20 protein-coding genes are annotated in these 20,545 nt (G+C 56.0%); 13 read left to right on the top strand and 7 right to left on the bottom strand.

Annotation, left to right across the window (positions count from 1 at the left end):
- Position 1: 1 nt before the first annotated feature.
- Both ACHZBF_RS05765 and ACHZBF_RS05760 read right to left on the bottom strand, forming a co-directional pair.
- Positions 2–487 carry a cytochrome c gene (locus ACHZBF_RS05765; protein ID WP_321527887.1) on the bottom strand — a complete coding sequence of 162 codons (486 nt, stop codon included), beginning with the start codon at positions 485–487 and terminating at the stop codon, positions 2–4.
- 83 nt (positions 488–570) lie between these two features.
- Complete coding sequence (locus tag ACHZBF_RS05760; protein WP_273439147.1) at positions 571–942, bottom strand: hypothetical protein; 372 nt, start codon at positions 940–942, stop codon at positions 571–573.
- A 210-nt stretch (positions 943–1,152) separates the two neighbouring features.
- Here ACHZBF_RS05760 and ACHZBF_RS05755 point away from each other — a divergent pair, with 210 nt between their 5' ends.
- From ACHZBF_RS05755 to ACHZBF_RS05715, 9 genes are all read left to right on the top strand, one after another.
- Positions 1,153–1,476 carry an ATPase gene (locus tag ACHZBF_RS05755; protein WP_321527886.1) on the top strand — a complete coding sequence of 108 codons (324 nt, stop codon included), beginning with the start codon at positions 1,153–1,155 and terminating at the stop codon, positions 1,474–1,476.
- 28 nt (positions 1,477–1,504) lie between these two features.
- Positions 1,505–2,539, top strand: a complete 1,035-nt coding sequence (locus ACHZBF_RS05750; RefSeq protein WP_321527885.1) for a V-type ATPase subunit — start codon at positions 1,505–1,507, stop codon at positions 2,537–2,539.
- Positions 2,532–4,427 carry a V-type ATP synthase subunit I gene (locus ACHZBF_RS05745; protein ID WP_321527884.1) on the top strand — a complete coding sequence of 632 codons (1,896 nt, stop codon included), beginning with the start codon at positions 2,532–2,534 and terminating at the stop codon, positions 4,425–4,427. The genes ACHZBF_RS05750 and ACHZBF_RS05745 overlap by 8 nt, the downstream gene beginning before the upstream one ends.
- Positions 4,428–4,562: 135 nt before the next feature.
- The gene (locus tag ACHZBF_RS05740) at positions 4,563–5,003 is read left to right on the top strand and encodes an ATP synthase subunit C (protein ID WP_029132916.1); all 441 of its coding nucleotides are present in this window, start codon (positions 4,563–4,565) and stop codon (positions 5,001–5,003) included.
- Positions 5,004–5,015: 12 nt separating this feature from the next.
- A complete protein-coding gene (locus ACHZBF_RS05735) occupies positions 5,016–5,366 on the top strand; it encodes a V-type ATP synthase subunit F (RefSeq protein WP_273439152.1) in 351 nt (116 codons plus the stop codon).
- Between the two features lie 2 nt (positions 5,367–5,368).
- Entirely contained in the window at positions 5,369–6,013 is a 645-nt protein-coding gene (locus ACHZBF_RS05730) for a V-type ATP synthase subunit E (protein WP_321527883.1), read from the top strand.
- A complete protein-coding gene (locus ACHZBF_RS05725; protein ID WP_321527882.1) occupies positions 6,010–7,809 on the top strand; it encodes a V-type ATP synthase subunit A in 1,800 nt (599 codons plus the stop codon). Before ACHZBF_RS05730 ends, ACHZBF_RS05725 begins: the two co-directional genes overlap by 4 nt.
- On the top strand, positions 7,806–9,185 hold the full coding sequence (locus tag ACHZBF_RS05720; protein WP_321527881.1) for a V-type ATP synthase subunit B: 1,380 nt from the start codon (positions 7,806–7,808) through the stop codon (positions 9,183–9,185). The genes ACHZBF_RS05725 and ACHZBF_RS05720 overlap by 4 nt, the downstream gene beginning before the upstream one ends.
- Positions 9,186–9,207: 22 nt before the next feature.
- Entirely contained in the window at positions 9,208–9,876 is a 669-nt protein-coding gene (locus ACHZBF_RS05715; protein WP_321527880.1) for a V-type ATP synthase subunit D, read from the top strand.
- 276 nt (positions 9,877–10,152) lie between these two features.
- Here the strand turns inward: ACHZBF_RS05715 and ACHZBF_RS05710 are convergent, their stop codons facing one another.
- Complete coding sequence (locus ACHZBF_RS05710; RefSeq protein ID WP_321527879.1) at positions 10,153–10,902, bottom strand: ferredoxin--NADP reductase; 750 nt, start codon at positions 10,900–10,902, stop codon at positions 10,153–10,155.
- Between the two features lie 148 nt (positions 10,903–11,050).
- Between ACHZBF_RS05710 and ACHZBF_RS05705 the strand changes: the two genes are divergently transcribed.
- Both ACHZBF_RS05705 and ACHZBF_RS05700 read left to right on the top strand, forming a co-directional pair.
- On the top strand, positions 11,051–11,482 hold the full coding sequence (locus ACHZBF_RS05705; protein ID WP_273439158.1) for an Rrf2 family transcriptional regulator: 432 nt from the start codon (positions 11,051–11,053) through the stop codon (positions 11,480–11,482).
- A gap of 192 nt (positions 11,483–11,674) precedes the next feature.
- Positions 11,675–12,181, top strand: a complete 507-nt coding sequence (locus ACHZBF_RS05700) for a hemerythrin domain-containing protein (protein ID WP_321527878.1) — start codon at positions 11,675–11,677, stop codon at positions 12,179–12,181.
- Between the two features lie 55 nt (positions 12,182–12,236).
- On the opposite strand, the gene ACHZBF_RS05695 is transcribed toward ACHZBF_RS05700, so the two are convergent.
- Positions 12,237–12,704, bottom strand: a complete 468-nt coding sequence (locus tag ACHZBF_RS05695; RefSeq protein WP_321527877.1) for a 4-hydroxylaminobenzoate lyase — start codon at positions 12,702–12,704, stop codon at positions 12,237–12,239.
- Between the two features lie 266 nt (positions 12,705–12,970).
- Between ACHZBF_RS05695 and ACHZBF_RS05690 the strand changes: the two genes are divergently transcribed.
- Positions 12,971–14,377 (top strand): class II fumarate hydratase, encoded by a 1,407-nt coding sequence (locus ACHZBF_RS05690; RefSeq protein ID WP_321527876.1) that lies wholly within the window; start codon positions 12,971–12,973, stop codon positions 14,375–14,377.
- Positions 14,378–14,464: 87 nt separating this feature from the next.
- Entirely contained in the window at positions 14,465–14,773 is a 309-nt protein-coding gene (gene hspQ / locus ACHZBF_RS05685; RefSeq protein WP_273439161.1) for a heat shock protein HspQ, read from the top strand.
- A 103-nt stretch (positions 14,774–14,876) separates the two neighbouring features.
- Here the strand turns inward: hspQ and ACHZBF_RS05680 are convergent, their stop codons facing one another.
- From ACHZBF_RS05680 to ACHZBF_RS05670, 3 genes are all read right to left on the bottom strand, one after another.
- The gene (locus ACHZBF_RS05680; protein ID WP_321527875.1) at positions 14,877–16,901 is read right to left on the bottom strand and encodes a methyl-accepting chemotaxis protein; all 2,025 of its coding nucleotides are present in this window, start codon (positions 16,899–16,901) and stop codon (positions 14,877–14,879) included.
- Positions 16,902–17,367: 466 nt separating this feature from the next.
- Complete coding sequence (locus ACHZBF_RS05675) at positions 17,368–19,635, bottom strand: sensor domain-containing protein (protein WP_321527874.1); 2,268 nt, start codon at positions 19,633–19,635, stop codon at positions 17,368–17,370.
- Positions 19,636–19,648: 13 nt separating this feature from the next.
- Entirely contained in the window at positions 19,649–20,023 is a 375-nt protein-coding gene (locus ACHZBF_RS05670) for a DUF3135 domain-containing protein (protein ID WP_273439166.1), read from the bottom strand.
- Positions 20,024–20,545: the final 522 nt, after the last annotated feature.

Below are 20,545 nucleotides of genomic sequence, written 5' to 3'. Positions count from 1 at the left end.
TCTATCCCCGGTTAGCCCTGGCTGCAGCATCACGCTGCACCCAGTTCTGATAGATCTCCCGGGGCCACTTGGACTGGAACCAGGCAATAACGGCGACAATCTCGTCATCCGTCAACTTGCCCGCCCAGGCCGGCATATCGCCCTGGCCGCCAGGGGAGCCGTTCTTGATGGTGTGGAACAGGATATTCAGCGGATGATGCCAGGCATGCCCGCTGCCGTTCAGCGGTGGTGCCGGATACTTGCCGTCGGGACCGGCTTTACGCCAGTTGTCCGCCCCCTCGGCCCGTTTACCATGGCAGGAGGCACAATTCTCCTGGAATACCCGGGCGCCGGCACTGACCTGTTCAAATCCGTACCAGGGTTTTACGATCACCGCAGCCGGTTGTGCTGCCTTATTGGCAGGAGTGGCAGGGTTGGCGGACTGCTTATCGGAACAGGCGACAAGCAACAGGGACAGCAATCCCGTAATAATTAGTTGGAATTTCAAAATACGCTCTCCAGAGCATGGCCCGTGGGCCGTACAAATCGATACCTTGGCGTTTAGCGCCTGCGGTTAAGCCAGAGGATAGATCAGGAGCGTAGGGAAGGTGGTCGCAGCAGCGTGGCTGGAATGGGGCCGGGTGTCCATATTCTGCTGGCGTTCTGAAACAGTTGTCCAGCGCAAACCTGCAGGCCATACTCAACGGCAACACCCGGTTGTGTCCCGAAAGAGCCGTCACAGTGATCGCCGCAGCAATCCTCATCGGCTGGGGAGTTCTGGGTCATATAGATGCAATGTGCAGCGGTTGCGGACTGCACGCAATCGGCTTTCATGGTGTGCTGCTGGGACACCGGATGAGCCTTGGTCGCGGCGGCCATAAAACCATGACTGAAACTGTACGGCAGCAGGCTGACAAACAGTATCAGCATGATTACAAACCGTTTTTTCAGCAGGTGACTCATGTCGCGGAACAATCCTCTATTCAAGATCGACTGTCAAGGCAGTGCGGTAACGGACCCAACCAGCAGTACGACCACGGATTCTGTTTCAAGTTTCCATGTTAGCTGGAGCAGGACGAAATGATACAAAACAACTCCACCATCTGATCTGTCGCAATATTAATTACATCAGTACTTGCTAAACTAGTAATCAGAATAAAAACGGGGAATCCTATGGATCAGACATTACAACGCCTGCTGAACGCCGAACAGAGGGCGGAAGCTATCGTGCATGAGGCGGATCAAGAGCGTGACCGGATTATCCAGGGCGCATTGCAGGAGGCACATGCTGAAGAGGAGCGATTCGAGACACGGATTCCGGAACTGCACAATGCCTTTATCGAAAAAGCGGAACAGCGGGCCCGGCAGACCAATAGTGAGCTCAAGAAACGCTACGATGAGCATCACGTCCAGCTGCGCAACCTCGCGGAAGAACGTGAAGCCGAGGCACTGGACGCCGCGTATCAACTGTTGACCGATCCTGAAGCTGATCGGTAAAGGGATTCCGGCAACACGAATGATCAGCATGTCCAGCCAGAGTTATCTCAAAGCCCGCGCCTCCGTGATGTCGGGGCAGCTGATTGACGAGGATGAATTTGAGTCACTGCTGCATGCACCCCTGCCGCAGTTGGAGGGGCAGTTTGGACTGGAAGGCATCAGTGACCGTGGCTTGAGTCCTGCGGAACTGAACCGCACCATTGAGCGGGGCCTGATCAACCAGCTGATGAATGAACTGTCGATTCTGTTGCGGCCACTCAACGGTGCGGCAAGAGATAGTCTGATCTACTGGTCGCGTAAATTCGAACTGTACAACCTGAAAGCGCTGATCCGCGGCAAGTTGAACAACCTCCCTTATGACCTGATCCGGGAGAGCCTGCATATTTTACCTTCCCTGATCAGTCTGCCCCATGAAGCCCTGTTACGCACTGAAAATGTCCCCGAGCTGCTGCGCCAGCTAGAACGTACCCCCTATGAGGCTATTGCCCGGCAGGCACGCCAGGTCTATGAAGAGAAAAATGAGTCCTTTTCTCTCGATGCGACGATCGATCTTCGTTACCATGCCGGCCTGCTCAAGCATGCGCAAAGTTGCGACCCGGAAGACCAGGTACCCCTGCTGAAACTGATCGGGTCACTGATCGACCGGCAGAATCTGCCGTGGCTGTTGCGCTATCGCCTCAACTATCAACTATCACCCACGGAAACCTATTACCTGATGATCCCCTCGGGACGTCATATCCACTCCGAACTGCTGAAACAGTTGGTCAATATGCAGGGGATGCCGCAGATCCTGGAGGCGCTGCCGGCACCACTGGATAGCCGGCTGGCTGATTCCGATACGATTATGGCTGTGGAGCTGGCGATGACTGAAGATCTGAATCATCAGGCCAGAAGATGCCTGCAGTTTAGCCCGTCGGCCGTCACTCGCTCGCTGGCTTACATGATGCTGAGAGAGATGGACCTGCGACGGGTGTTCGCCATTATCCAGGGCCGGGTACTGACGCTGGATGAACGGCTGATCCGGCAGGCCGCCGACCTTGATCGGGAGGTGACTGGTGTTTAGACCCCTGCCGATGAAACAGGTACTGATCCAACTGCTGGCCGATGACCTGCCGCGGGCCGCACTCACCCTGGCCGAGCTGGGTGTCTTCAGCCCCTGCAACAAGAAGGAATTCAACGAGCATTTCCCGAATATTCCAGGCGCGCACTACCGGGAGCTCTATCACCAGGCCTGTTCACGGCTGCAGAAGATCGAGTCCCACATCACGCTCAGGCCGGTCCTGTCAATCTCGCCGACCCGCGTCATCAGCGAGCAGGAGCTGAACACCACCAATGAGTGGCTGGGCGAGGTGTGGGAGCGTTGCTCTTCTTTCGAGGAACATTTCCGGCGACTCACGGACGAGGAGCACATGCTCAATCAGCTGGAGCAGACCCTGGATAATTTTGCCTCGTTGAATATCGACCTCTCACTGTTGCAGGGTGAGCGGCTGTTTCTCGATCTCCATGTCGGCATGCTACCCAGCGTTAATGTCCCGAAGTTGCGTGAAGCCATCGCCCTGGCGGACTACCTGCTGTTCAGCTATCTGGAGAACAGCAACAACACCCATGTCATTATCATGGGCTCCAAGGGGGCTCGGGAACAGGAGTTGAGGTCGGTGCTGGATACCGCCGGATTTCATGCCCTGGAGATCCCCCCGGAGCTGGATGACAAGCCGGAAAGAATAAGAACGGATCTGCAACAGCGCAGAAACGCCGTCGCCCTGGAGCGGGCAGAGCGCCAGCAGGCAATGCAGGCCTGCGGAGAAGAGCTGCGCGCACAACTGGAACAGTCACGGGATCTGCTGATCCTGGCCGAACCCTTCGTGGCGATGGAGGATGCCGCGCGCAATCTGGGCCATCTGGCGATCATCTCCGGCTGGGTGCCCGAACGTGAATTGAAGCGGGTCGAATCCGCCCTGCACACCACGCTGGACAGTCCCTTCCAGATCACCGCAAGCACACCGTCCAGGGCAGAGCACCGGGAGGTACCCACCTATCTGCCGGTCAACTGGCTCACCAGCGCCTTCTCCTCACTGGTCAAACAGTATGGCGTGCCGCGCTATGGCGAGATCAATCCCACCCTGATCTTCGCACTCTCATTCATCGCCATGTTCGGCATGATGTTCGGTGATGTGGGACATGGCGCAGTCATCGTATTAGCCGCCTGGCTGGGCAGAAAGCGGCTGAAAAGTTTCACCCCTTTTGTCATCTGCGCCGGTCTCTCGGCCACGCTGTTCGGTTTGCTGTACGGCAGTCTGTTCGGCTATGAGCATCTGTTTCACGCGGTCTGGATAGCGCCGCTGTCCGATCCGCTCTATATGCTCAGCATGGCCCTGTTCTGGGGCATCGGCTTCATGGTGGTGATCAGCCTGCTGTATATTCACAACCGCCTGGTTTCCGGCGAAATCAGCCACGCACTGTTTGACACCAATGGCGTGGTCAGCATCACCCTCTACCTCAGTGTGCTGAGTGGTGCCTACAATTTTTACCAGTCCGGTAGTTTTGGCTGGCTGCCTGCAGCGCTCAGTATTTTCACCCTGCTGACCCTTCTGGGATTCAAATTGATCGAGACTCACGCCCCCCCGGGAGAGCGGATGCTGGTAGCCACCATCGAGACCTTCGAGACCCTCACCGGATATGTCTCCAACACCCTGTCGTTCCTGCGTGTCGCAGCCTTCAGCCTGAACCACGTGGCACTGGCCATTGCCGTATTCACGCTGGCCGAGATGATGGAGGGCACCGGGCACGTGCTGATGGTGATCGGCGGTAATCTGTTCATCCTCATTCTGGAGGGTGCCATCGTCACCATCCAGGCACTGCGACTGGAATATTACGAGGGATTCTCCCGCTTCTTTTCCGGAGACGGCGAAGAGTTCAAGCCGCTGAAGCTCTCACTGCAGGGGGCAAAATGAGCAGATTTTCACAGAAATCCGCAGGATGGGCGAAGCGAAGCATGTCCATCAACCCCGTTGAAAAAACCCAGGGCGGGCCCTGTCCGCCACAACAACAACACGACCGTATCTAATATCAAGCACAAGGAGTAGCACATGTATTGGCTGATCACACTGATGACCCTTGGCATCCTGGGCCTCATCATCACCGGGATACTCATCGAACTGCACCCCAGCAGGGGGATTGGCGGCCGCCGCTGGTTCAAACCGGCCATCGGCAGCAATCTGCTGCTGTTTGCCGGGGCCCACGCACTGCTGGTCTTCTTCGGCATCCAGGAAGCCGCTGCTGCACCGGCCGTTGCCGAGGCCGGCGAGATCTCCCTCGGCATGGGCCTCGGGCTTATCGGCGTCGGCATACCTACCGCATTCAGCACGGTAGCCGCCGGTATTGCCGTGGGCCCTATCGGAGCCGCCTCACTGGCGGTACTGGCGGAGAAGCCGGAAATATTTGGCCGCACCCTGATCTATCTCGGCCTGGCCGAAGGCATCGCCATTTATGGCCTGGTGATGAGTATTCTGCTGCTGGACAAACTGTAAACCGGGATTTCTATGAACAGCGTGGATGATCAAGGTACACCGACCCGCATGATATTCATGGGTGAGGCATCACTGACTGACGGTTTCAAACTGATCGGTTTCGAGACCTGGGCCGATCCCACGGCCGAGATGCTGGACCAACAGTTGGAGCAATTGCTTAAACAGCGTGAAAAAGCGTTTATCATCCTGGGTCATACCCTGGCCAGTAGTAATTCCCCAACGTTGAAACGGGTACGCTCAGAGGGAGGGCACATCATCGTCACCCAGATCCCCGCCCTGGCTGACCCGGAAAACTTCCAGTGTGAGATAGACGACAGACTGCAGGTGCTGCTTGGCGGCGGACTGCAGATCTCTCAGGAGTAGTCATGGAACAGGTACATGAACTTGAATCGGCCATACTGGAGCGAGCAAACCGGCTGGCGGTCGAATACCGCGAACGGGCCGGACGCAGTCGCGACAATATCCTGCAGGAGGCGCACAAGCGGCTGCATCTGCGGGAAGAGCGCGAAGTGCTATTGGCCAAATCCAAGGCGGAGCGCACCTTCCGAAGACAGGTACAGGCCCATGAGCTGAAACTGCAGAAAGAGATGGATCATCTGCGCTGGAACCTGGTGATGACGGTAAAGAACCAGCTGCGCGAGCGGACCCGTGCCCTGGTTGAAGATGAAAAAACCTATCTGCCACTGTTGCGATCACTCATGATCAGTGCGGCACGGGATTTCGAGCGGCAAAAGCTGGTGGCCAGCTTCAACTCACGTGATCTGAGCCGGGTGCAACCGATATGGGATGAGTTCGCCAGGAGTGACGCGGCGGATAAACAGATCATCCTCAACACCACCCCCATCACCTGTGCCGGTGGCGTGATCATCAGCAGCGAGGATGGCTTGATCCGCTTCGACAACAGCTTTGAGGGCCGCGAGGAACGGCTGGCCGACCGGCTGCATCAGCTGATTCTGGAACGCCTCTTTCCCGCCGGTACTCTTCAAGACAACCTGAGCAGTATGCGATGAACAGAACAGACAAACAGGGCACGATCCGCGAAATCAACGGCCCGATTCTCACCATCCATCTCCCGGGTATTCGTAACGGTGAGCAGGTCAAGATCGGCGAACTGGGACTGTTCGGCGAGGTCATCGCCCTGAAAGGTGAGACGGCGCTGGTGCAGTCCTATGAATCCACCGAAGGGGTACGACCGGGTGAACGGGTGACCGGCCTCGGCAGGCCGCTCTCGGTCGAACTGGGCCCTGGCCTGCTGGGCAGCATTTTCGATGGTGTGCAGCGGCCACTGGACAAGGTGTTTCTGGAATCGGGCGACCATATCGGCAGGGGTATCAATCTGCCCGCCCTGGACCGGGAGCGAAACTGGCACTTCACCCCGGAGCCGGATATTGAAATCGGCGGCACCCTCTCGCCGGGACAGCTTCTCGGCCGGGTTCAGGAGAGCGCCATTATCCAGCATCGCATCCTGGTACCACCCAATCTGTCCGGAGAGCTGCTGGAACTGGCCCCAGAAGGGGAGTACCGGCTGGATGATCCGATCGGCCGCCTGAAACTGTCCGACGGCAAAAACCACAAGCTGATGCTCTACCAGCACTGGCCGGTACGCACCCCCCGCCCCTATCTGCGCAGGGATCATGGCCTCTCGCCGCTGATTACCGGCCAGCGCATACTCGACACCTTCTTTCCGCTGTTGAAGGGAGGCAAAAGCGCCGTCCCCGGACCCTTCGGCGCCGGCAAAACCGTGGTACAGCAGCAGATCGCCCGCTGGTCCAATGCCGATATCGTCATCTATGTCGGCTGTGGTGAACGGGGTAACGAACTGGTGGATGTGCTGGAGACCTTCCCGCAACTGCAGGACCCCTACTCCGGGCACAAGCTGATGGAACGCACCCTGCTGGTGGCCAACACCTCCAACATGCCGGTAGTGGCGCGGGAGGCCTCGATCTATGTCGGCATTACCATGGCGGAATACTATCGCGACCAGGGTTACGATGTGGTGATGCTGGCCGACTCCACCAGCCGCTGGGCCGAGGCATTGCGCGAAGTATCCGGTCGTCTCGGCCAGATGCCGGTGGAAGATGGCTACCCGGCCTATCTCGCCTCCCGGCTCGCCGCCTTCTACGAGCGGGCCGGACGGGTCGAGACCCGGAGTTGTGGCAAGGGCTCAGTCACCCTGATCGGTGCGGTCTCACCCCCCGGTGGTGACTTCTCGGAACCGGTCACAGCTCACACCAAGGAGATCATCCAGACCTTCTGGGCGCTCTCCAAGGAGCTGGCAGATGCCCGCCACTACCCGGCCATCGACTGGGTCGGCAGCTTCTCTGAGCATGTCGCCACGGCCGCCGAATGGTGGCACGAGGAGATCAGCCCCGACTGGCAGCACCGGCGCAAGCAGGCGCTGGGACTGCTGGCGCGGGATGCGGAACTCTCCCGCATTGTCAATCTGGTGGGGCCGGAGGCACTCTCCTCCGCCCAGCGCTGGGAGCTGGAGGGGGCAAGCCTGATCAAGGAAGGGGTGCTGCAACAGAGCGCCCTGGACCCGGTGGATACCTTCTCGTCACCCGAGAAACAGTTTCTGCTACTGGATATGGTGCTGATGATCTATGACCGGGGGGCGGAATTGATTGAACTGGGTATCTCGGTACAGGAGTTGACCGATCTGCCGCTGATGGCCAAGGCGCGACGCGCCAAGCAGACCTTCAGCAGCGAACAGAGCGACAAGATTCGCGCACTCATGGAGGAGTTCAAACAGGCCTTCGCCAAGATCCGGCTTGAATACGCCAAGTTCAAGGAGCACGCACAATGAGCGCCAGAGAGTATCGCACCGCCTCGTCCGCCCAGGGCAGTCTGCTGGTGGTACGACAGGCCCCCAACGTCGCCTTCGGCGATCAGGTACTTATCCGCGACCACCTCAACCATCTGCGGAATGGCCAGGTCATTCGCACCAATAAAGATGAGGCGCTGATTCAGGTCTTTGAAGGCACCGGCGATCTGGATCTGGAGAACACCTGGGTCCGTTTTCTTGATCAGCCACTGGAGATCAACCTGTCACCGGAGATCCTCGGCCGCATTTTCAACGGTATCGGTAAACCCAAGGACAACAGGCCGCCTATCCTCTCCAATGTGCGGCGCAATGTGAACGGTTCCGCCATCAATCCGGCGGCCCGCACCTACCCCCGTGAATTCATCCAGACCGGCATCTCCTCCATCGATGGACTCAACTCACTGGTACGCGGACAGAAGCTGCCGATCTTCTCCGCCTCCGGCCTGCCGCATAACCGACTCGCCGCACAGATTGTCCGACAGGCCAAGCTGGTGGATCAGGAGAGCAGCTTTTCGGTGGTGTTTGCCGCCATGGGGGTCTCCTATGCGGACGCCCGTTTCTTCCAGGAGGAGTTTGCCGACTCGGGGGTACTGGGCAACGTGGTGATGTACATAAACCTCGCCGACGACCCACCGGTGGAGCGCCTGGCACTGCCGCGGGTAGCGCTGACCGCGGCCGAATATCTCGCCTTTGATCTGGACCGGCATGTGCTGGTGGTGCTCACCGACATGACCAACTATGCCGAGGCATTGCGTGAAGTGGCCACGGCCAAGGGGGATGTACCTTCACGCAAGGGCTATCCCGGCTATCTCTACTCGGACCTGGCGGAGATCTATGAGCGCTCCGGACGGATCAAGGATCGTCACGGCTCCGTCACACTGGTGCCGGTGGTCACCATGCCTTCCGATGACATCACCCACCCGATACCCGATCTGACCGGGTATATCACCGAGGGGCAGATCGTGTTGAGCCGGGAACTGCACAACCAGGGGGTCTATCCACCGGTCTTTATCTCCCCTTCCCTGTCACGCCTGATGAAGGACGGCATCGGCAAGGATGACACCCGGGAAGACCATCCACGGGTGGCCAACCAGCTCTATGCCATGTATGCCAAGGCACTGGAGACCCGCAATCTGGCGGCCATTATCGGTGCCGAGGAGCTGTCGGAGCGGGACCGCCGCTACCTGAAGTTTGCCGAGGCATTCGACAGCCAGTTCATCGGTCAGGGAGAGGATGAGGACCGGTCGATTATCGAGACCCTCAATCTCGCCTGGGAACTGCTCAGTATGTTCCCCAAGGACATGTTGACCCGGGTCAGCGAGACCGACCTGGCCAAGTACCACCGGTCCGATAAATAGCCAAGGGAGTCAACCGAGCAACATGAGCCACCACCAGCTGATCAAGGTTCCACCTACCAAGAACACCCTGCTTGAACTGAAAAAGCAGGTCCGCTTCCTGGAGGATGGTCACGCCCTGCTGGAACGGAAACGGGAGCTGCTGACACGTCTGGTGTATGAGCGGGTCGGTGAGTACCAACAGCTGCGATCGAAGACCCATGCCGCCATCAAATCCGCTTACCACTGGCTGGGCATGGCTCACCTGCGCATGGGCAGCCGCGCCCTGCAGCAAGCGGGACTGGGTATTGCCCCCACACTACAAATCAACATCATTCCCAAACGCAGCATGGGTGTCGAATACCCCGCCATCTCCACGGAACGCCTACCCATGGAGCCGGTTGGGCTGCTGGGTACCGACACCAGTTTTGACGAGACACGCAAGGAGCTGACCAACACCGCCCTGCTGCTGACCCGTTTGGGTGAATCCGAGATGGCCCTGAGCCGCCTCATGGCCGAGCAGCGCAAGGCACAGAAACGGGTCAATGCGCTGAAGTACAACATCATCCCGCGCTACCGGGACACCATCCGTTACATCGAGTCGGTGCTGGAGGAGGAGGAGCGCAACGTGCTGTTCCAGATCAAGCTGCTGCGTGGAAAGGAAGATGAAAAAAACAGTGTCAGCGGCCAGGAGAATGGTCAACCCTACCGGTAAATGCGGTGTCCTCGCCGCGCACTCGGCCCGGGGGCGGGCCTCCTACTGATAAATCCCACCCAAACGGCCAATCGTACCGGTAGGAGCGGCTTCAGCCGCGAATTCTGGCCAGGGTGGGCCTCCTACACCCCGGGTACGCTTTTGTCGGATTACGCTGTACTAATCCCTACGCCCTCGCCGCGAAATTGTCCCCACCGACGGGCGCCGGTCGCAGCTAAAGCAGCTCTTGCAAGGGCATCGCTACAGCGCCGCTTGTTGGCTCATACCCTTGGTCGATCAGAAGGTCGAGAACTTGTACTTTTCCCGTTTCAGGTTTTTCGCCGAGAATTCCCGTTCCATGAACCAGGCCGCCGACTCATCCACCATATCCGGATTTCCACACAGATACGCCATATCCCGCTGTGGATCGACACCCAGTTGCTCAAACAGGCTGTTTACCCGGCCGTCGTGTTCATAGGCCTGGGGTGTCTCGGGCATCCGGCGACTATAGCAGGCGTGAAAGCTGAAGCCCGGATAATCCTTGGCCAACGTAGCGAATTCAGTTCCATAAATCAGCTCTTGCGGGTTTCGAACGCCCATCACCAATTCCACCCGCAAATCCGGATTCCGCGACATGCGCTGTTCCAGTTCGGGTAACATCGCCCGATAGGGCGCCACGCCGGTACCGGTGCCAATCAGGAGATAACGGACCGGATCCACGCGCGGTAGCACCAGGGCACCGAACGGGCCGCTCATTTTCGCCCGGTCACCCGGATTGGCATTAAAAAAATAGTTCGAGGCAGCTCCGTTGGGCACGGCGGTAATGGCAAAGCGGAACTCCCGATTGTTTTTCAGATCGGCTACCCGCCCGGCGGCACTGTAGCTGCGGCTCTTCTCCTCTCCCTGGTGCCTGAAATCGATGGAAAAAAACTGTCCAGGGAGATAACTGATCGCTGCCTCATCCTCACGCACATAGGTCAGCTCAAGCGTATTGGGCGCAAGCTCCCGCTTCTCTTTAAGAATCACCGGATGTCTGGGACTGACCATTTCAACACTCCTCCTGTCGACACATCACACTGCTTAACAGGCCAGTATCGACAGCCTGCTAAAAAAATATTTCAAATACATCTTTTATATATCACGCACCTGACGGATAATCAATATATTAAATACATCTTATATACTGTTTCTAGATATGCGTCTAACTACATTTACAGATTATACTATTCGCGTACTGATCTATATCGGCCTGCGACCGGGACAACTGGCGACCATCGGTGAACTGGCGGATGTCTATCATATCTCACGCAATCACCTGATGAAGGTGGTGCACCACCTGGGTCAGGCAGGCTATATAGAGACCCTGCGCGGCAAAGGCGGTGGATTTCTGCTTGCGCGCGCTCCCGAGGAGATCAATATCGGTGCACTGGTACGCTGTACCGAGCAACGCTCTTCCCTGGTCGAGTGTTTCTCGGATCAGGAGTGTGATTGCCGAATCAGTCCTGCATGTCGGATGAAAGGGGTATTAAACCAGGCGATAGACGCATTTTATGCCGTACTTGATCAATATTCGCTGGCAGACCTGATCAGCAATAAACGGCAACTCACACGACTGTTAATTGACTAGCCCGAGCCCGCTGCGGCTCAATCCTCGTCAATCAGCAGGAACCACAGATTACTTGATATCGATCATATAAATACGCTGTAGCCGCTGATTATAAGCCCTATCATCTCCAGTACCGACGGCCTGTAGTATAAAATCTACCGACTTTTGGTCAGGGATGACGGTTCCGAAAATCACGCATAGCCAGGTGGAAACATGTTCAGTTTTTTCAAGAGAAAGCGGAAGCCGTTAGAACCCACCTCGGAAGTAACCGCACCGGATACCACCATCTCTTACGATGCCGATCTGATTGACGACCTGAAGGAAGACCACAAGACGCTACTGATGCACTACATGCAGGTGGAAAAAAGCGCCCGGGCCCAAAACTTCAGCGAAGTACGCGCAGAACTCAATCACTTCAAGACCCTGTTTCACCAGCACATCCTGCTTGAAAACGTGAAACTCTATGTCTACCTGACGCATTGTCTGGAAAGCAACAGTGAACAGTACAAGGTCGTGAAGAAAATGCGCACCGACATGCGCCACATCGGTAAGGCCGTGAATCAGTTTATTGATCACTATGATGTCTGGCCCTGGGACGAAGGGATGGAAACACAATTCCTCGGTGAACTGGAGCAGATCGGCAGCGCCCTGGCTGCCCGTATCAAGACCGAGGAAGAAGATTTATATCCGCTCTACGATATTCCCCGCGAAACCGCCTGACGGTGTTCGGCTGACCCATCGGGGTCAACCGACCAACCCATATTCCCGTATCGCTTCAACTGCGGGTGAACTCAATCTGGCCCTCGGGTAACAGATAGAGGACCAGCGCCTGACCATGGGACACGGTGGGCCGGTGTTGGGAATCCGGTCCATAGACACACCAGCCGCGCGACCTGCCATCGAACAGCGCGCCTTCCGTCACTGGCAGTACCATACAGATTTCCCCCAGCGGGTGGCGATGATGGGGACCGGCAATATCAATCAGATCCACCACATCGACACTCAGGCGTCCGGTGTCATCGGAGGCCTCGATTACCCTGCCGAAGCGTCTTCCCTCCCCGCCCTGGGCGCACATCCAGCCGGCGGCAATCGCCTCGTGACAGGCCTTGTCGATGGCATCAAACAGCTCGCTTCCGGCGGGGAACCTCTCCTCCAGTGCGGTCTCAAGGTTCTTGTCGACCGGCATTCCGGAAACCAGGTCGGTAATCGGTTTTAACAACTGCTGAAACTGTTCTACGTTCATCTTTCTATCCTGTTGTTGGTGGTCAATGGGCTCGAGAATAGTCGGTTTGGATTGAATATTAAAGTCAGCCGGTGATCACAAAGGGAATGTTTCATCCCATATCCCGATCAAAACGGTTGGGCAGTCCGGTCACAATACATTCACGACGGATTGCATCAGAACCCACCTCCCGGGCTGTACCAGATTTTTCAGCAATAGGGTTCATACTATAGGGTAGACGGGTAGCGGCTTACCAAATCAGTGAGTTAACAGCGAGGAGCAGAAGGGTGGCAGAATCAGACTATCGCATCGAAAAAGACAGCATGGGCGAGCTGAAAGTGCCTGCCACTGCCCTGTATGGCGCCCAGACCCAGCGGGCCGTAGACAATTTCCCTGTCAGCGGGCTCCGCCTGCCGCAGCGTTTTATTCTGGCCGGATTACTAATCAAGCGGGCGGCTGCGGAGACCAACCGGGAACTGGGACTGCTTGCGCCGACTGTTGCCGAAGCCATCATCAAGGCCACCAACCGATTGCTTGATGCCATACCCATGGATCAGTTTCCGGTTGATGTGTTCCAGACCGGGTCAGGAACCAGCAGTAATATGAACCTGAATGAAGTCATTGCCACGCTTGCCGGTCAGCAGGGCGGCACGGCGGTCCACCCGAACGATCATGTCAACATGTGCCAGAGCAGTAACGATGTTATTCCCGGCATGATCCACCTGAGTGCCGCCCTCGCCCTGGAGCAGCAACTGGTGCCCGCCCTGCAGCAATTGTCTGACACCATAAAGCAGCGCGCCAATGTACTGGAGTCCGTCTGCAAGACCGGACGCACCCACCTGATGGATGCCATGCCAATCACCATGGGCCAGGAGCTTACCGCCTGGGCCAGTCAGATCGATCACGACATCGACCGTATACAGGAGTGTCGGCGGCGAATTCAGCAACTGCCGCTGGGTGGAACCGCGGTGGGCACCGGGATCAACGCCCACCCTGAGTTTTCCCGGCGCATCATCCAGAGACTGAGCAGTGACACCAACCTGTCACTGACCCCCAAGCCATCGCTTATGGAGGGGCTGAGCAGTCAGGACAGCGCGGTCGAGCTCTCGGGACAACTGCGGGTCACGGCCATCAGCCTGCACAAGATCGCCAATGATCTGCGCTGGATGAACAGCGGCCCGATTGCCGGACTGGGTGAAATTGAACTGACCGCCCTGCAACCGGGTTCCAGTATCATGCCGGGAAAGATCAATCCGGTTATTCCCGAGGCGGTTATGATGGTCTCGGCACAGGTGGTCGGTAATGACGCCACGATTGCCATGGCGGGTCAGTCGGGCAGCTTTCAGCTCAATACCATGCTGCCCCTGATCGCCTACAACCTGCTGCAGAGCATTGAACTGCTCGCCAACGCATCCGGCCTGCTGGCGGAAAAAGCGATTGACGGATTCAAGGTCCATGAGGAGAAATTGCGACAACGCCTCGCCATGAACCCGATTCTGGTTACCGCCCTTAACCCGATCGTCGGTTATCTGAAGGCAGCAGATATCTGCAAACAGGCGTACCGGGAGGGGCGCGCGGTAGTGGATGTCGCCGAGGAGCAGACCAGCCTCAGCCGCGCTGAACTGGAGCGGTTGCTGGACCCCGTTCTACTCACCCGGGGTGGTATTCACGAAGGTGATAAGAACAAGAAATGACAAAATCATGAAACGGAATGGACGCCGACGGGGTCTTAAGGATTAACACAAGGCTATCCGCATGCCTGCCATGTCGGGGAGATCAGAATGAAATATGCAAAATGGAACGTCGGACAACTGGTTCAACATAGGCTGTTTGGTTACCGCGGAGTAATCTATGACGTGGACGCTGAATTCCTGCTGACTGATGAATGGTATGAGCAGATGGCAAAAAGCCGCCCCCCGAAAGATGAACCCTGGTACCGGGTGCTGGTGGATGGTTCTGATGTTGAAACCTATGTCGCCCAGTGCAACCTGGAACCGGATGAGCTACATGAACCGATCGAACATCCCGACATTGCGAGGGTATTCAGAAGCTTTAACGGTGACCGCTACGTAGCCGGTCAACCGAACTAACCAGGCCCATACGTCAGCACCGGAAACGAATCACTTCGTTTCCGGTGCTGACCCAAGTAACACGACTGGGCATTACGATAGAAGGAAAGCTCTTCCAGGCAGATTAGACCTTAAAGCGTCCCACCAGTCCCTGCAGTTCCGCCGCCAGACGAGTCTGATCACTATTGGCGGCCGATGTCTGCTTGGCCCCAACCGCCGTCTGTTCTGTCATCTCGTTGATCTGCACGATATTCCGGTTTATCTCCTCCGTCACCGCGCTCTGCTCTTCCGCGGCACTGGCAATCTGGGTGCTCATGTCATTGACCCGCTCGATCGAACTGCTGATATTGGTGAGTGCATCGCCGGTTTTGGAAGCCTGTTCCACGGCCGAACGGGCCAGCTTCTGACTGCTGTTCACCGCTGCCACTGCCTGCGCGGAACCGGACTGCAACTTCTCAATCATCTGGTTGATCTCTTCCGTTGAGACCTGGGTCTTGCTCGCCAGATTGCGCACCTCGTCCGCCACAACCGCAAATCCCCTGCCCTGCTCTCCGGCGCGGGCCGCTTCGATGGCGGCATTCAATGCCAACAGATTGGTCTGCTCGGCGATCCCCTTGATGACGTCCAGAATACTGCCGATCTCAACACTGTGCTGCTCCAGCTGCTGAATAACCGAACCGGCACCCTCCACGGTTTCCGAGAGTTGCTGGATCTGGGCAATGGTATCCTGCATCGCCCGCTGCCCTTCCGACGCCTGGCTGTTTACCTCATTGGCCGCCTGGGAAGTCCTGCCGGTGCTGGAGGCCACCTCCTGCACCGTGGCACTCATCTCATTCATTGCCGTAGCCACCTGAGTGGTCTCACTCAACTGGGTCTGCAGCGCCTGGTTGGTCTGTTCGGTAACCACCGAGGTCTGTTCTGCCATGGTGGCGAGTTGGGCGGTGGCTTGGGCAATTTGCATCACCACATCCTTGAATGCCGAGCCCATGTCATTGAAATCAGTGGCCACCCGCTGCAGTTCATCCCGTGTATTCAGGGTCAAACGGGTATTCAGATCGCCCCGGGCCATCTGGCGGGTTGCCTCTCCGATTTGATTAATGCTCCCAACAACCGAGTAATAGAGGCCGGCAAACAGGTAGATCACCAGCGCCAACACCGCAATCACAATAGCCAGTGTCACATTCTTGATTGTGGTTTCAGCCGCAATACGTTCGACAAACAGCCTGTCCAACTCAGTGGCAATCGCATCATAGAGCTGGTAAGAGCCGGAAATTGCCACGGTCGCCGTATCAAATACGGTTTTCTCATCGACGCTGATTCGATCCGGATCCTGCAGCACCTTATCCAGGAGCGATTGCATCTCGGCAATAGCTCGACTGTTTGAAGCGACCGCCACACTCAGTTTCTCGCCAATTGTCTTGTTGGCGCTAATCGCGGCATCCAGTCCCGCGTCGGAGCGCTTCGCATAGGCAGTGATACTGTTTGCCAGCACGGAGAGCCTGACAAATGATTGCTGGGTATGCATTCCCTGCGCCGCCACACCGGAACCCACCGCACGGGCCTGACCCATATTCTCTGTCAGATTAATCAGATTGTTTACCACCGCGTCACCCAGGTAATAGGTATCCAGTTTCGGGTCCAGGGTAATATCCGAGGCATCCGCGATGCGACTCATCAATCCGATCATGTCGGCCAGCAGTTCGGTATGCGCCTTGATTGCAACGGCCGCGTCCTGATTCATGGAAGAGGCCTTGATGGTCTCCCACTTCTGTATCAGCAGGCTGAGTTTACCCTGGGTACCCAGCGCGGCCCCCAGCTCCTTATCCACTGCCAGCAACGCGGCCATCTTTTGATCCACCTCGACGCGCTTGCTCATGATACGGTCCCGGAAATTGTCCGCGCCAGCCAGAAACGCACTGGTTAAACCACGATGCTGCTGTATCTGTTCAATCGGTTGGCGGATGGCCTTGATATAAGCCAGCCCCTGCCGCTCATGCTCGACAATCTCAACCCCTTCATTAATCTGGGATATCAGATTGATTGAGAGCACCACAAGGGGCACCAGGACAACCAGAAAAATCAGCCCGAACTTCAGCGGATAGCGTAGCCGCTCCATCAGATACATCGCTGGAAGTAGAATACCTTTCATCTCGCAATCTCCAATTTGGTTTCGTCACAGTTCTTTTTATTCATGTACAAATGCCTGTCTGCAGGATCAGCCACCGACCAACGGACCGATATCCTCAATATGCCAGATCCGTCTCTTCAGGAGATGCGCAGGCCCGGGAGATACCCGCCGCCACACGCGATCCCGTGAAAACAGGAACAACAATCGCTGAGATAGCTATGCGCTATCGCAAGGCAGGGGAAGGGCCTGAAAATAGTGTGAACTAATTGCTTTCCAATTGATGATCGGATTGATACTCCGTTCAGCAACCAGTCAGTATCACAAGGGGAAGGGTGATACTGATAACAGAAACATGAGTGCCATGATATCTGGGGATGCATCTGTCACTGGCAATCATATCGGCAAGCCTTGGAAAAGCTTTATCAAGTATATTCCAGGAGACAGGCCGAAGCTGTATTGGCGCGACACAGTAGACACACCATGGCGATCAGCGGGATTGCTGTCCGAGGTAGGTGTTAAATTCCGAGACAGATTGTGGCCGGCTGAAATGGAATCCCTGAAAATATTCACACCCCTTCTGAACCAGGAATTCGAGATCGTCACTGGTTTCAACGCCCTCGGCAATCACATACAGGTGAAGTTGGCGGGCCATGGTCATTAATGCTTCTACAATTGCTGCATTTTTATGGTCAAGACTGATACCCGAGACAAAAGAGCGGTCAATCTTGAGGATATCCAGGGGAAGCTGGGTGAGATAGGAGAGCGATGAATAGCCGGTACCAAAATCATCCATAGCAACACGAATTCCAATCTCTTTCAGTGCCTGCATGGTCACTATGGCATCTGCTTTAGCATCGATTAATGTGCTCTCGGTGATCTCAAGTACCAGACGTTGGGCATCAACGCCGGTTTCCTCAATCACCCGCTGAACCAGCGGAACAAAGTCGCCCTGCAGAAACTGTTTTGGACTGATGTTAATACAGAGATGGCGCAACGATCCGGCAATCCCGCTGTCCGACCAGCGTTTCAGGTTCTGGCACGCTTCGCGTAAAATCCACTCACCAATGGGTAGTATCAGGCCGGTCGTTTCGGCCACATCAATACAGAGGTCAATGCGATTAAAGGTCCCCTTCTGTCCCGGACAGCGCAACAGCACCTCGGCACCGACCATGCGCCCCGCGGCGTCCACCTGGGGCTGGTAGTGGAGCTGCAGTTTTCGCTCATCCAGAGCCCAGCGCAGGTCTTGCTCGACCGCCAACCGTTCATTGGCCAGCATCTGCATGACCGGCAGGAAGAAACGAATACAATTTCGCCCCTCCGCTTTCGCCCGGTACATTGCCGTATCGGCCTGTTGCAGCACCTGGGTGGTGGTTTCGTTGTTGTCCGGAAACAGGGCCACGCCGATACTTGGCGTGACATTCAGTGAATAACCGCCGACGTTGTATGTTAGGGAGAGTGAATCACGTATCTTTTCCGCTACCAGTTGAGCCTGTCGCGCCACATCTCTGGGATGACAACCCTCTTCCGAGAGCAGCACTACAAACTCATCACCACCCAGGCGTGCGACCACATCCTCCTGGCGCAGGGTGGTAACCAGACGCCTGGAGACCTGCCGCAAGACCTCGTCACCAATATTGTGTCCCAGGGAGTCATTGATGTTCTTGAAATGGTCCAGGTCGATAAACATCACCGCACCGATATGGCCATGACGTCGGGCCCTGGCAAGAGCCCGGTCAATATGAAAAATTATCTGGTTGCGGTTGGGCAGTGTGGTCAGGCCATCATACTGTGCCTCGTATTCCAGGGCAGTCTCCGCCCGTCGTTTAGAGATCCCCATGCTCAGCACATCGGCAACACGTTTCAGGAAGGCCTTGTCACTCTCTTTCTCCTGATGCCCCGGTGGCAGATAGAGCGTCAGCACGCCGAGAATCTTATTACTCAACAGCAGCGGAACTGAATAGTGCCCATGCGGCTCCATGCCGGGGTATCTGACATCGTGCCGGTTATCGTCGCTATCGGCGATATAGAGCAGCTCTCTCTGGGCCGCCGCTCGACCGCAGACACAGTAACCAAAAGATATCTGTTTGCAGGACTCTGCCACGGCATCTGCCAGCCGATAGTTGGCTACCAGCCGAAGGGTCTCTTGCTGCTGCTGTTGTTCAGCCAGGAAGATCGCCCCTTTAGGTAGCAGATTCAGCCAGGGTATCGATGTGAGGAGTGATTCAAGCGACTGTTGCAGGAATCTGTCGACATCCATCCGATCCAGGGAGAGGCGTAACAGCATCCCCAGGCACTGCTCTTCCGCGACCTTTCGGGTAATCCGTTCCTGCTGCACCTGACGGCTGGTGACATCCCGGGCATTCAGAATATAGCCAATCAACCGCCGCTGATTGTCATAGATACCGGATATGACACTCTCAATCAGCCGGCACTCACCCTGGACAATACGCTTCAGGGAATAGTAGTACTCTTCGGCATTCCCGACCGTATCCACCATCTCCTTGAGCCGTTTGGCATCGGTCAGTCCCAAGGCGGGAATTTCATTGAACCGTTTCCCTTCCAGTTCGGACGCTTTGAAGTCAAACAGGTTTTGTGCGGATGGGTTGTAGTAGTTGATGGCGAAATCGAGATCCGTGGCAATAATCGCCATTATCCCTGATGCGTTGAGAATACTCTCCAGGTAGAGAGCTCTCGGACTTGCCTCCGACACTTCTTGCAGTTCTCCCGATCTACAAAGCATCAGATTATTCTTCATGCATGTGAGCTCATCATGACTCACCGCCACCTCTCCGGCTTGTTTGTTTATTTTTGGAATGCATGAAATGGTGCAAATCTACTACTTCAGCCTTGGCAGGTGACTCATTTTTTGCTTCGATTGCATCTACTGCAGAGGGCAGTTCACCAAGCCAGTTTTCAAGCATCATACTGCTCAGTTTCATGCAAGCACCCAGTGGATGCCGGTTCTTTTGTCTGATCATGTCGATCTGGAACTGTAATCCCAGCAGTCGATCCTTGTTGTGGTCCGGAGCCCGTTGAATTGCCGCCTCCAGCCATTTTGCACGACGCTTCTCAAAGGCCTCCGGGTCACCTTTTGCCAGGGTCACCCACTCATCAAAATCAAACCCCTCAAAGCTGGTATACATGTTTTACACCCCACCCAAATGCATAACGTACGCCACCCATGACCCACTTTGTTGCTCGACAGCAAAGAGGACCGCAGGAAACCTTAACAATAGAAAGGCAATCAACGGCCTGACTATCGAATCTTAAAATGCGTATATTTTTTTGAAGGCGGGGGAAGGGCCTGACTTTCAAATCCTGCTGAGTCCGGCAATGCTTGAATAGCCGCTCAGCATTCTTAAATAGCTAATTTATTGATCTATGAAACAGTGTCTAGCAAACTTTATAACACCATACGGCACAAATAAAAAGTGCCTGGTTATATTACAGTTTTATTACAGCAAAAAGATGCCTTAGGTCGAGCGCTTTCGATGGAAGTTAGTGACTATTTGTAAAAATTGATATAAGGCAATGTTTTTTCAACCCACTGACTGTTAACTTGGAGCTGCGATAAAGGCATGGTTTGCCGCAACACTAACTGGATTCCTGAATCATGAAACTCCATAAAAAATCATGGCCAATTGATCCTTTATGAATATCCAGAA

This window comes from Sedimenticola selenatireducens (assembly GCF_963675335.2).
GTDB classification, from domain to species: Bacteria; Pseudomonadota; Gammaproteobacteria; order Chromatiales; family Chromatiaceae; genus Sedimenticola; species Sedimenticola selenatireducens.
This window is presented reverse-complemented; position numbering and strand designations above follow the sequence as displayed.

Coding starts and splice junctions, on each gene's coding strand:
- ACHZBF_RS05760 (WP_273439147.1), bottom strand. CDS start 942: ATGAGTCACCTGCTGAAAAAACGGTTTGTAATCATGCTGATACTGTTT.
- ACHZBF_RS05755 (WP_321527886.1), top strand. CDS start 1,153: ATGGATCAGACATTACAACGCCTGCTGAACGCCGAACAGAGGGCGGAA.
- ACHZBF_RS05750 (WP_321527885.1), top strand. CDS start 1,505: ATGTCCAGCCAGAGTTATCTCAAAGCCCGCGCCTCCGTGATGTCGGGG.
- ACHZBF_RS05740 (WP_029132916.1), top strand. CDS start 4,563: ATGTATTGGCTGATCACACTGATGACCCTTGGCATCCTGGGCCTCATC.
- ACHZBF_RS05735 (WP_273439152.1), top strand. CDS start 5,016: ATGAACAGCGTGGATGATCAAGGTACACCGACCCGCATGATATTCATG.
- ACHZBF_RS05730 (WP_321527883.1), top strand. CDS start 5,369: ATGGAACAGGTACATGAACTTGAATCGGCCATACTGGAGCGAGCAAAC.
- ACHZBF_RS05725 (WP_321527882.1), top strand. CDS start 6,010: ATGAACAGAACAGACAAACAGGGCACGATCCGCGAAATCAACGGCCCG.
- ACHZBF_RS05720 (WP_321527881.1), top strand. CDS start 7,806: ATGAGCGCCAGAGAGTATCGCACCGCCTCGTCCGCCCAGGGCAGTCTG.
- ACHZBF_RS05715 (WP_321527880.1), top strand. CDS start 9,208: ATGAGCCACCACCAGCTGATCAAGGTTCCACCTACCAAGAACACCCTG.
- ACHZBF_RS05710 (WP_321527879.1), bottom strand. CDS start 10,902: ATGGTCAGTCCCAGACATCCGGTGATTCTTAAAGAGAAGCGGGAGCTT.
- ACHZBF_RS05705 (WP_273439158.1), top strand. CDS start 11,051: ATGCGTCTAACTACATTTACAGATTATACTATTCGCGTACTGATCTAT.
- ACHZBF_RS05700 (WP_321527878.1), top strand. CDS start 11,675: ATGTTCAGTTTTTTCAAGAGAAAGCGGAAGCCGTTAGAACCCACCTCG.
- ACHZBF_RS05695 (WP_321527877.1), bottom strand. CDS start 12,704: ATGAACGTAGAACAGTTTCAGCAGTTGTTAAAACCGATTACCGACCTG.
- hspQ (WP_273439161.1), top strand. CDS start 14,465: ATGAAATATGCAAAATGGAACGTCGGACAACTGGTTCAACATAGGCTG.
- ACHZBF_RS05680 (WP_321527875.1), bottom strand. CDS start 16,901: ATGAAAGGTATTCTACTTCCAGCGATGTATCTGATGGAGCGGCTACGC.
- ACHZBF_RS05675 (WP_321527874.1), bottom strand. CDS start 19,635: ATGAAGAATAATCTGATGCTTTGTAGATCGGGAGAACTGCAAGAAGTG.
- ACHZBF_RS05670 (WP_273439166.1), bottom strand. CDS start 20,023: ATGTATACCAGCTTTGAGGGGTTTGATTTTGATGAGTGGGTGACCCTG.